Genomic DNA, 11,569 nt, shown 5'->3' with positions numbered 1-11,569 from the left:
TGTTGCCATGACACGCCGGCGTGGAAGGCAATAACTTCATGATCAACGGGGGTGGGGCTACGGCGCCCAGCGGCGGAGTTCGCGCTTGGCCAGGGAGTTGCGGTGCACCTCGTCGGGGCCGTCGGCGAGGCGCAGGGTGCGGGTTTGCGCCCAGAGGGCGGCCAGTGGGGTGTCCTGGCTGACACCGGCGCCGCCGTACCCCTGGATGGCCTTGTCGATCACCCACTCCGCCATCGCCGGCGTGCCGATCTTGATGGCTTGGATCTCGGTGTGCGCACCCTTGTTGCCGACGGTGTCCATCAGCCAGGCCGTCTTGAGCACCAGCAGCCGGGCCTGCTCGATGCGCACCCGGGACTCGGCGATCCACTCCCGGACCACGCCCTGCTCGGCCAGCGGTCGGCCGAACGCGATCCGTTCGTTGGCGCGCCGGCAGACCAGCTCCAATGCCCGTTCGGCCATGCCGATCAGCCTCATGCAGTGGTGGATGCGGCCCGGCCCCAGCCGGGCCTGGGCGATGGCGAAACCGGTGCCCTCGGCGCCGATCAGGTTCTCCGCCGGCACCCGGACGTCCGTGAAGTCGATCTCCGCGTGCCCGCCGTGCGTACCGTCGGTGTAGCCGAAGACGGTCATGCCCCGGCGCACTGTCACACCGGGGGTGTCCCGGGGGACCAGCACCATGCTCTGCTGGCGGTGCCGGTCGGCGGCGGGGTCCGTCTTGCCCATCACGATGAAGATCTCGCAGCGCGGGTCCATCGCCCCCGACGACCACCACTTGCGTCCGTTGATCACGTACTCGTCGCCGTCGCGGGTGATCCGGGTGGCGATGTTCGTGGCGTCGGAGGACGCGACGTCCGGCTCGGTCATGCAGAACGCCGATCGGATCTCACCCTCCAGCAGCGGCATCAGCCACCGCTTCTGCTGCGCCTCGGAGCCGAACTCGGCCAGCAACTCCATGTTGCCGGTGTCCGGTGCCGCGCAGTTGACAGCTTCCGGCGCGAGGTGCGGGCTGCGCCCGGTCAGCTCGGCCAGGGGAGCGTACTGGAGGTTGGTCAGGCCGGCGCCGTAGCGCGGGTCGGGCAGGAAGAGGTTCCACAGGCCGCGCTTGCGGGCCTCCGCCTTCAGTTCGGCCAACACCGGGGTACGCGACCACGGGTCCCCGGCGGCCACCTGCTCGGCGTGCACGGCCTCGGCCGGGTAGACGTGCTCGGTCAGGAACCGGGTCAGCTCGGCGCGCAGTTCCTCGGTCCGGCTGTCGTATGAGAAGTCCATCACCGCTCCCTGGCGGCGGTCAGCCCGTGTGCGACCAGCGGTGCCACCATCTCGCCGATCCGGTCGAAGCCCTCGCCGAGCGTCTGCCCGAGCGTGTGGCGGTAGTGGATTCCCTCGCAGATGACAGCGAGCTTGAAACAGCCCAGCGCCACGTGCCAGTGCAGCGGCCCGACGTCGACATCGCTGCGTCCGGCGTACCTGTCGATCAGCTCGCTGCCGGTGGGGAAGCCGGCGCGCGGGCCGAGCCCGTCGGCGACGGGGTTGCCGGCGGCGGTGTCGCTGCCGCCGAGCACGTCCCAGTACGTCAGCAGCAGCCCCAGGTCGGCGAGGGGGTCGCCGAGGGTCGCCATCTCCCAGTCGAGCACCGCGTGCACGGCGACCGGGTCGGCCGAGGCGAGGAGGTTGTCCAGCCGGTAGTCGCCGTGCACGATCCGGCCGGCGTTCGCGCCCTCCGGGGCGGTCGCCGCGAGCAGGTCACGCAGCTCGTCGATGCCGGGCAGCGGGCGGCTGCGGGAGCGGTCGAGCTGCCCGGCCCAGCGGCGGACCTGCCGGGCGAGGTAGCCCTCGGGGCGGCCGAAGTCGGCCAACCCGACGCTGGACGGGTCGACGCTGTGCAGCGCGGCGAGCGTGTCCATCATCGCCATGGCGAGGGCCCGGCGGCGCTCGTCACCCAGCGGGTCGGTCTGCGCGCGGGTGCGGAACACCTCGCCGGGCACCCGCTCCATGAGGAAGAACGGCGCGCCGATCACCTCAGGGTCGGTGCAGAGCAGCAGCGCGCCCGGGACCGGCACCTCGGTCGGTGCCAGTGCCGAGATGACCCGGAACTCGCGCGCCATGTCGTGCGCGGTCGCCAGCACGTGCCCCAGCGGTGGGCGGCGCAGCACCACCTCGCGGTCGCCGAGGCGCAGCAGGTAGGTGAGGTTGGACTTGCCGCCCGCGATCAGCTGGGCACGCAGCGGCCCGACGGCCAGCTCGGGTCGGTGCGTTGCCAGGTGGTCGGCGAGACGGTCCAGGGCCAGCCCCGCCGGTGAGACGGGAACGGCCCCCGGCCGTGACGCGTCGACGGCCGGATCGCTCATCCGACTAGTTGATGGCAGCCCGCTCACGTTGTCAAGGTCAGAATTTCCGCTCGGGACATGCCCCTGCAACAGGGACGAAATGGTCAACTACCAGGCTGGGGTCAGCCTGCCGGTCGCTCTTTTGCCGGCCCGCCGAGCGGAGGGACAGACATGTTGCTGCGAGTTCGGGTCACCCTGCCGGACCGTCCGGGCACCCTCGGTCAGGTCGCCCGCACCTTGGGCGTCTCCGGGGCGGACATCGTCCAGGTGGTGGTCCTCGAACGGCTCGGCGGGCGCGCGGTGGACGACTTCACTGTCGTCTGGCCGGGCGCGGCGCGGGTGGAGCGGCTGCTGGCCGGCCTCGCGGCGATACCGGGGGTGCGGGTGGACGGTGTGTGGCGGGCGATCGGCGCGCCCACCACCACCGGCCAGGACGCGGAGCTGTTGGCCCAGGTCGCGGCCAACCCGGCGGACGGGTTGGCCACCCTGGTCGACGCGGTGCCGGGGCTGCTGGCCGCCGACTGGGCAGTGGCCGCCGTGGTGCCGGTCGACTGGGCCTCGCGCAGCGGGGGCGGCGGGGCGACGGTGGGGCACGCCAGCTGGCGTGCTCCCGTACCCCCGCGGTTGCCGGAGGTGACGCCGCTGCGCGGACGGTCGATGACCACTCCCGACGGCACCCACCACGCGATCGCGCCGTTCGGCCGGGCGGGCCTGGTACTGGTGGTGGCCCGTGAGCGCAGCGAGACCCTCTCGGCCGCGGCGTTCCACAGCACCGAGGTGGACCGGCTCACCCAGCTCGTCCGCGCCTGCGCGGTGATTCTTGGCGACCGACTCGATCTCGTCGGCGCGCCGCCGGTGGTCGCCGGCCCCTGAGCGGCCCGAGGAGTTCCCGGGCCGACACCGCCGGGCAACCGGGCGGCAACAGGCGGGGGTGAGGCTCTTACCGGGGAAGGGAGCCAACCATGACGTTGTGGCGGATCCGAGCGACTGTGGACGACCGACCGGGTTACCTGTCGGTGCTCACGGCGAGCCTCGCGCTGCGTGGGGTCAACATCCTCAGCGTGCAGGTGCAGCCCACCGAACAGGGCGCTGTGGACGATTTCCTGGTCGACGCGCCGGACGCGCTCGACGAGGCCGAGCTGATCGCCGCCGTCGAGCGGGGTCGGGGCCGGGACTGCTGGGTGGCGCGCAGCGAGGCGCGTGGTCTGGCCGACCAGCCCACCCGGGTGCTCGGGCTGGCCAACCGGCTGGTGCGTGACCCGGACGCGGCGGGCGAGGCGTTGCGAACCCTGCTCGCCGCCGACGTCGTCAGCTGGCGACCAGCGTCGGTCGGCGTCGAACGGGGGATAACCGGGGCCAGCATGCTGTTGGCCGACCCGGCCGGCGGCTCGTTCGCGCTGCGCCGGGCCGCGCCCGACTTCACCCCGGCGGAGTACGCGCGGGCGCAGGCCCTGGTCGAGCTGGCCGCCACTGTGGCGCGCCGGGCCACCGAACAGGTCACAGTGGTGCTGCCCGACGGCGCGGAGGTGGCAGTCCGGCCGGCCAACGCCCAGGATCTGTCCGGCGTGCTGGAGCTGCACGGGGCGTGTTCACCGCGCAGCCGGCAGCGGCGTTACCTGGGCGGGGCGGCGCTGCCCCAGCCGGCCCGGCTGCGTCGACTGCTGGAGCCGAGCCGAGGGCTGACGCTGATCGCCAGCACCACCGGCTCCGATGGCACTGCCGGGTCGGTGGTCGCCATGGCGAACCTGCTCGGCGAGGGCGACGAGGCCGAGGTGGCGCTGCTGGTGCGCGACGACTGGCAGCGGCGCGGGCTGGGCTCGGCGTTGCTGCGCCGCGTGATTCAGCACGCCGACCGCGTTGGGTACGCGGCGCTGGTGCTGCACGTCCAGGCCACCAACGACCCGATGCTGCGGACGCTGCACCGGCTGGGGCGGCCCACTGTGGTGGAGCGCGACGGCGGGCTGCTCACCCTGACCGTCCCCCTCGCCGTCGCCGCCGCGGCGGACCGGAAGGGCGCGTTCGCCTAGGGCCCGACGAGAGCCCCCTGTGCGCGTCGCGCGTCCACAAGGGGGCCTCTCCCGCTCCGGTGCTCAGGTGGTGGGGTACCTGTTGTAGTCGGGGAAGTTGCCGTAGAGCCGGCTGTCGCCACCGACGGTGACGGCCTGCACCAGCAGGTCGCCGCCGACGAACGCGCCCTTCCAGGAGGCGCCCCGGCCGCCGAACGGTTCGTCCCGGTCACCGCGGGAGCGCGGCCTGTTGATGCCCACCTTGAACGCCTGAAGGTCCACGGCGAGCTTGCCGGCCTCGTCGGTGTCGTCGCAGGCCAGCGAGGCCACCAGTGCGCCGTTGGAGGCGTTCATGGCGGCCAGCAGCTCGTCGGTGGTGTCCACCACGACGATCGTGTCGACCGGACCGAACGGCTCGGCGTGCATCAGCCGGGACCGTCCGGGCGGGGCGAGCAACACCGACGGCGCCACGTACGCCGAGGTGTCCTGCCCGGGCAGGAACGGCGCGCCGGTGAGCTTGCCCCGGTGCAGGGGGATCGCGCCGCCGCGGACCGCCTCGTCGACGGTGCGGCGTAGCTCGTCGGCCTTGGCCGCGCTGATCAGCGGCCCGAAGTCCAGCTCGGGCAGTGGGTCACCGGCGGCCCAGTCGTCGCCGACGGCGAGCGGGTGACCGAAGCGGACGGAGCGGACCACCGGCAGGTACATGTCGAGGAACTCGTCGACCAGGTCGCGCTGCACCACGAACCGGGGGTACGCGGTGCAGCGCTGCTTGCCGTACTCGAAGCCCTTCCTGAGGTGGGCGGCGAGCAGGTCCCACTGGGAGAAGTTCCAGATGCCCCAGGCGTTGAGGCCCTCCTGCTCGATGAGGTGCCGCTTGTCGCTGTCGAGCAGCGCGGCGGCCACCTTGCCGCCGTTGGACCGGCCGCCCACGAACGCCACAGCGCCGATCTCGGGTGCCCGGACCAGCACCTCGGACAGCTCCCCGCCGCTGCCGGAGATGAGCGTGGCGGGCAGCCCGGCCCGGTGCATCAGCGCGTGCGCGACGGTCAGGCACACCGCGCCGCCCTGGGACGGTGTCTTGGCGATGACCGCGTTGCCGGCCAGGAGCTGCACCAGTTCGGCGTGCACCAGCACGCTCATCGGGTAGTTCCACGACGCGATGTTGCTGACCGGGCCGGGCAGCGGCTCGCGGCCGTCGGCGAGCATCCGGTCGATCTCGTCGGCGTACCAGCGGACGCCGTCGAGCGCCCGGTCCACGTCGGCGCAGGCCAGTCGCCACGGCTTGCCGATCTCCCAGACCAGCAGCAGGGCGAGAAGGTCGCGGTGGGCGGTGAGCGAGTCCAGTGCCTCGGCGACCCGGGCCTTGCGGTCGGCAAGCGGGGTCCGGGCCCAGGTCCGGTGCGCGGCGGCGGCGTGGGCGACCGCGGCGCGCGCGGTGGTCGCGTCGAGGCGGGGCAGGTTGATGAGGACTGTGTCGTCCACCGGGGTGCGGACCGCGGCCGGCTGGCCGACCGCCCGCCATTGGCCCTCGACCAGGTTGTGCAGTGTGGTGACGCCGTCGACCTCGGCGCCGAACGCCTCCGGGGTGACGGCCACCGCGCGGGCCAGGATGTCGGTCCAGGCGGTGTCGTCGGCGAGTCGTAGTGCCATCGCTTCTCCTCAGGGTTGACCAGGGAGCGGCGGCGTCGACGGCACCGCTGGTGAGCGGTACTGTCTCGCGCTTCGTAGTGGGTCAGCAACAGTACGTTTGTCTGGCTGGCCGCCGAAGCGCTCGAACAGCGCGAGCATCTTTCCGGAAGCTTCGGCAGTGAGCTGCGCAAACGCCGCACATTGATCGAAGAACGTCGATGGCGTGAGATGCTGCGCATTGTTACTCACGAGTACGGAAGCGGTGCCGCACGCGTCGGTCACGGTCGGCAGGCTTCCCAACCGACGACCCGCCCATTACATTGTCGGTTATCCATGGGAGCGCTTCCATGACCCGTGGTCACACCGCCACCCCGCTGTCGCCGGTGGCCGTGCCGCCCGTACGCCGTCCCGCGTCGGTGCGACCGTCGGCGGCGCCTCCGACAGGAGTCCGCCATGCGCCACCTGACCCGGCCGTTCAGCGGCCAGCCCGGCCGGTCGCCGGCCGCCGACCAGCCCTGGCCGCGGCGGCTGCTGGCCCTCGGCGTCGCGCTGCTCACCGGCGCGTCCCTCGCGGTGACCGCACCACCGTCAGCGCCCGCCTCCGCCGCGCCTGCGGCGACCTACAACTACGCCGAGGCGTTGCAGAAGTCGCTGCTCTTCTACGAGGCGCAGCAGTCCGGTCGACTGCCCGACTGGAACCGGGTCTCCTGGCGCGGCGACAGCGCGCTCACCGACGGCGCCAGCGCGGGAGTGGACCTCACCGGCGGCTGGTACGACGCCGGCGACCACGTCAAGTTCGGTTTCCCGATGGCGTTCAGCGCCACGATGCTCGCCTGGGGCGCTGTCGAATACCGCAGCGGCTACACCTCGTCCGGGCAACTGCCGCACCTGCTCAACAACCTGCGCTTCGTCAACGACTACTTCATCAAGGCGCACCCGTCGGCCAACGTCCTCTACGGACAGGTCGGCAAGGGCGACGACGACCACAAGTGGTGGGGTCCGGCCGAGGTGATGCCGATGGCGCGGCCCGCGTACAAGATCGATGCGAGCTGTGGCGGCGCGGACCTGGCGGGGGAGACGGCGGCCGCGATGGCCGCCTCCTCGATGGTGTTCCGGCCCACCGACGCGACCTACGCGGACAAGCTGCTCGGGCACGCCCGGCAGCTCTACACCTTCGCCGACACGGTGCGGAAGGCCTACCACGAGTGCATCACCGACGCCACGAGCTTCTACCGCTCCTGGAGCGGCTGGCAGGACGAGTTGGTCTGGGCCGCGATCTGGCTGCACCGGGCCACCGGCGAGGCCAGCTACCTGACCAGGGCCGAGAGTGAGTACGACAAGCTCGGCACCGAGAACCAGTCCACCACCCGCTCCTACAAGTGGACCATCGCCTGGGACAACAAGCAGTTCGGCGCGTACGTGCTGCTGGCCAACCTGACCGGCAAGCAGAAGTACGTCGACGACGCCAACCGGTGGCTGGACTACTGGACCGTCGGGGTGAACGGGCAGCGGGTGCCGTACTCGCCGGGCGGAATGGCGGTGCTCGACTCCTGGGGCGCGCTGCGCTACGCCGCGAACACCTCCTTCGCCGCGCTGGTCTACAGCGACAAGACCACCGACGCCACCCGCAAGGCGCGCTACCACGACTTCGCCGTCCGGCAGATCAACTACGCGCTCGGCGACAACCCGCGCAACTCCAGCTACGTCATCGGGTTCGGCGCCAACGCACCGAAGAACCCGCACCACCGCACCGCGCACGGCTCCTGGTGGGACAGCCAGACGGTGCCCGTCGAGACCCGGCACACCCTCTACGGCGCGCTGGTGGGCGGCCCGTCCTCGGCCAACGACGCGTACAGCGACAGCCGCTCGGACTACGTGATGAACGAGGTGGCCACCGACTACAACGCCGGCTTCACGTCCGCGCTGGTCCGGCTGACCTCCGAGTACGGCGGCACGCCACTGGCGAACTTCCCGGTCGCCGAGACGCCGGACATCGACGAGCTGACCGTCGAGACCACTGTGACGCAGGCCGAACCTCGGGCCACCGGGCTCAAGGTGATGGTCTACAACAAGTCGGCGTTCCCGGCTCGCGCGTTGACCGACGGCCGGTTCCGGTACTACTTCCGACCCGACGGCACCGGCCCGGTGCAGGTCACCGCCGGCTACACCCAGGGCTGCCCGTCCCCGACCACCGCGAAGCAGTTCAGCGGCGACATCTGGTACGTCGAGGTGGACTGCGCCGGGCACACCATCGCACCGGCGGGTCAGTCGCAGCACCGGATGGAGGTCCAGTTCAAGATCGGCGTGCCGGAGGGCGGCACCTGGAACCCGACCAACGACCCGTCGTACCAGGCCACAGCCGGGCCCAACCGGAAGGTGCCGCTCTACTCCGGCGCCACGCGCGTCTGGGGCGAGGAGCCGGGCCCTGTCGTACCGGACACCACCGCGCCGACCGTCCCCGGTACCCCGGTGGCGTCGCAGTTGACGCCGAGGTCGGTCACCCTGACCTGGGCGCCCTCCACGGACAGCGGCGGCAGCGGCCTCGCCGGGTACGACGTCCGCGAGTTCATGGTCGGTAACGACGTGGTGGCGACCCGACGGGTCACCGAGAACTCGATCACCATCACCACGCTGCTGCCGGAGCGGACGTTCGAGTACACCATCGTGGCGCGCGACGGCGCTGGCAACGAGTCGGCCGCCTCGCCGAAGCTCAGCGTGACCACGCCACCGGCCGGCACCGCCGACACCACACCGCCGAGCACCCCCGGCACGCCGGTCGCCTCGGCCGTCACCGCCACCGGGCTCACACTGGCCTGGACCCCGTCGACCGACAACGTGGGCGTCACCGGTTACCGGGTCTACCGCGAGGCCGGCGCCACCGACGTGCTGGTCGGGTCGCCGACCGGCACCACCCAGGCGGTGTCCGGGTTGACCGCCTCGACGGCGTACCAGTTCTACGTGGTGGCAGTGGACGCGGCGGGCAACACCTCCGCGGCATCCACGCCGGTCGCGGTGACCACCGCGGCCCCGCCGGTCGGCGGCACCTGCACCGTGGGGTACGCCACCACCGACTGGGGCAGCGGCTTCACCGCCAACGTGTCGATCACCAACACCGGCACCACAGCGATAAACGGCTGGACCCTGCGGTTCAGCTTCGCCGGTGGGCAGAGCGTCGGTCAGGGCTGGTCGGCGACGATCAGCCAGAGCGGCGCGGCAGTCACCGCCACGAACCTGTCCTACAACGGCACGATCGCGGCGGGCGCGTCGGTGAGCTTCGGCTTCAACGGCACGTTCAGCGGCGCCAACCCGAAACCGACAGCCTTCACCGTCAACAACACCTCCTGCGCCATCGCCTGACCGGCACCGCCACGAGATCGTGGACAGTTTCCGTTGTCCCGTAACGGAAACTGTCCACGATCTGCGGCAATGCCTCGCTACGGCAGGTGTGGTGACACGAGTTCGCGCAACCGGTCGTGCAGCCGCGGGGCGAGGCTGCGGGCGTACGTGGCGGTCAGGTGATGGGCGTCCCGGTAGACGAGCAACCCGTCGATCACCGCAGGGCACGGTTCGGTGGGACAGATGACGTCGTTGAGATCGGCCAGGCGCGCGTCGGGCACCGCTGTCGCGGCGCGCTCCTGCGGTATGCCCCAGGTGAGCGCGCGCTCCCGGGGCTGCGCACAGGCGGTGAGCCGCTCGCGATGGGCCGAGACGCACTCGGCGATGTCGACTTTGAACGACGGGGTGTCCCGGATGACCACCAGCGGTACGCCGGCCCTGGTCACCTCCGACCAGGTCTGCGACAACGCGGCCGTCTGCGCATCCGCCGTCGCCGGGCCCGGTGGCGGTGGGCTGCCGTCCACCAACGGAATCTGGGTCACGCTGGAGACGATGAGCAGCCGGGGTCGCCGCTCGCCGGTGAGCGCGGTTCGCAGATTCCGGTTCCATTCCGTGCAGCTGGGGTCCGGCCGCCCGGCGATGCTGATCGGCGCGGTCAGGAAGGAACACGTCGTCTTGATGTAGGTGACCAGCCGCCAGCCGCGCTCCGCCGCGATGACCTGGAGGGCCGGCACCCAGTGCGCCGCGTGCGAGTCACCGGCCACCGCCACCTCGACCGCCGAGTCACTGTCACCGTAGGTGCAGCTGCGCAGGCCTGCCTCCTGTGCCTGCGTGACGCAGTCGTCCCGGTAGACGTCGGGCAGATCGTCGCGGGCCTCGAGCGGATCGGGTGTGATGCGGGCGAACCGGTCCACCGGTGCCGCAGCCCGCTCGCCCCCGGGCGACGCAGTCGGCGAAGCACCGCCGGCGAGTGGCGCCTGGGCCGAGACCGGTGGTCGGACCGCCAGTTGCAGTCCGATTCCGGTGAGGACTGTGACGCTGGTGGCGGCCAGTCCCATTCGCAACACGCGGGCCCTGGAGAACTGTGCGTACCGGAACGGATTCTCCACCAGGTGGTAGGTCAGCACCGCCGGGACCGCCGAACAGAGGATCATCGCGAGCCCGGCAGTGGTTCCCAGCGGCCCCCACCGGGCTTCCGCCACCACCAGCAGCGGCCAGTGCCACAGATACCACGAGTACGACACCGCACCGACCGCGCGGGTCGGCCGCCTGTTGAGCACCAGGGCCGGCCCGTATCGTCCGGCGCCGGGCCCGGCCGCGATGATCGCGACCGCGCCGAGGGTGGGCAGCAACGCCAGATATCCCGGGTAGGCGGCCGTCTCCGGTCGGATCAGCATCGCGGCGAGGGCGACAGTGGCCATACCGGCCCAGCCGAGCGCGATCGCTGCGGGCCGCGGCAGCCGGGACAGATGTCCACCCAGGATCGCCAGGCCACCGCCCAACGCCAGTTCCCACATCCGGGTGGTGGTGACGAGGTACGCCCGCGCGGGCTCGGTCTGACTCAGGTGAATCGACCAGGCCAGCGACGGGATGCCGACCAGGGCGAAGGCGGCGAGCAGCCACCGGGACATCCGGTCGCCGAGGAACGGCCCGCTGTGTCCGCCCGGCCGACTGCCCGAGATCGACGGCCGCGCGTCGGTGTGCCGGGACGTGCGGCGCGAAACCGCGAGGGCGACGACGAGCAGGAGCAGCGGCCACACCAGGTAGAACTGCTCCTCCACGGCGAGCGACCAGAAGTGCTGAACAATGCTGGGCGCCTCCTCGGAGCGTAGATAGTCGGTCGACTGCTCCACCAGACGCCAGTTCATCGCGTAGACCGCGCTGGCCAGGGCATCCCGGGCAGTCTCGGACCACCGGATCGGGGGCAGGAAGAGGTAGGTGAGCAGGAGGCTCGCCACGAGGACGACGGTGGCGGCCGGCAGCAGGCGCTTGGCGCGTCGGGCGTAGAAGTCGACGATGCGGATTCCGCCGGTCCGGCGGATCTCGTCGACGAGGAGTCCGGTGATCAGGAAGCCGGAGATCACGAAGAAGACGTCGACGGCGACGAACGCCGCGGGGAGGGCGGAGATGCCCGCGTGCCCGACCAGCACCAGCACCAGCGCGAGGCCACGCAGCCCTTCGATGTCGCCACGGAACCGGCCCGCGATGATCGGGCCGGCGCTCGTGGTTGGTCTCCTCGTCTCCACTCTCACTCCAGGCACGATAAGCCCG

General features: G+C 71.6%; 8 protein-coding genes. 3 read left to right on the top strand and 5 right to left on the bottom strand.

The genetic code is table 11. The features are described from left to right. Positions 1-57: 57 nt before the first annotated feature. The gene (locus tag NIE79_RS13355) at positions 58-1,269 is read right to left on the bottom strand and encodes an acyl-CoA dehydrogenase family protein (protein ID WP_238678851.1); all 1,212 of its coding nucleotides are present in this window, start codon (positions 1,267-1,269) and stop codon (positions 58-60) included. After that, on the bottom strand, positions 1,269-2,348 hold the full coding sequence (locus NIE79_RS13350) for a phosphotransferase family protein (RefSeq protein WP_238678850.1): 1,080 nt from the start codon (positions 2,346-2,348) through the stop codon (positions 1,269-1,271). The genes NIE79_RS13355 and NIE79_RS13350 overlap by 1 nt, the downstream gene beginning before the upstream one ends. A 150-nt stretch (positions 2,349-2,498) precedes the next feature. Between NIE79_RS13350 and NIE79_RS13345 the strand changes: the two genes are divergently transcribed. Next, entirely contained in the window at positions 2,499-3,200 is a 702-nt protein-coding gene (locus NIE79_RS13345) for an ACT domain-containing protein (protein ID WP_238678849.1), read from the top strand. An 89-nt stretch (positions 3,201-3,289) separates the two neighbouring features. Continuing rightward, positions 3,290-4,354: a GNAT family N-acetyltransferase gene (locus NIE79_RS13340; RefSeq protein ID WP_238678848.1), complete on the top strand. Its 1,065-nt coding sequence runs from the start codon at positions 3,290-3,292 to the stop codon at positions 4,352-4,354. Between the two features lie 63 nt (positions 4,355-4,417). On the opposite strand, the gene NIE79_RS13335 is transcribed toward NIE79_RS13340, so the two are convergent. Both NIE79_RS13335 and NIE79_RS13330 read right to left on the bottom strand, forming a co-directional pair. Beyond that, the gene (locus NIE79_RS13335) at positions 4,418-5,983 is read right to left on the bottom strand and encodes an aldehyde dehydrogenase family protein (RefSeq protein ID WP_238678847.1); all 1,566 of its coding nucleotides are present in this window, start codon (positions 5,981-5,983) and stop codon (positions 4,418-4,420) included. Positions 5,984-5,992: 9 nt separating this feature from the next. After that, positions 5,993-6,244: a hypothetical protein gene (locus NIE79_RS13330; RefSeq protein ID WP_238678846.1), complete on the bottom strand. Its 252-nt coding sequence runs from the start codon at positions 6,242-6,244 to the stop codon at positions 5,993-5,995. Between the two features lie 171 nt (positions 6,245-6,415). Between NIE79_RS13330 and NIE79_RS13325 the strand changes: the two genes are divergently transcribed. Beyond that, complete coding sequence (locus tag NIE79_RS13325; protein ID WP_238678845.1) at positions 6,416-9,319, top strand: glycoside hydrolase family 9 protein; 2,904 nt, start codon at positions 6,416-6,418, stop codon at positions 9,317-9,319. Between the two features lie 77 nt (positions 9,320-9,396). Here NIE79_RS13325 and NIE79_RS13320 read toward each other — a convergent pair whose 3' ends face one another. Then, positions 9,397-11,550: an acyltransferase family protein gene (locus NIE79_RS13320; RefSeq protein ID WP_238678844.1), complete on the bottom strand. Its 2,154-nt coding sequence runs from the start codon at positions 11,548-11,550 to the stop codon at positions 9,397-9,399. Positions 11,551-11,569 lie beyond the last annotated feature (19 nt).

Origin of the sequence: Micromonospora trifolii (assembly GCF_022229005.1) — a bacterium.
Taxonomy (GTDB): domain Bacteria; phylum Actinomycetota; class Actinomycetes; order Mycobacteriales; family Micromonosporaceae; genus Micromonospora; species Micromonospora trifolii.
Note: the sequence above shows the minus strand (reverse complement) of the source record. Positions and strands in the feature narration are given on the sequence as shown.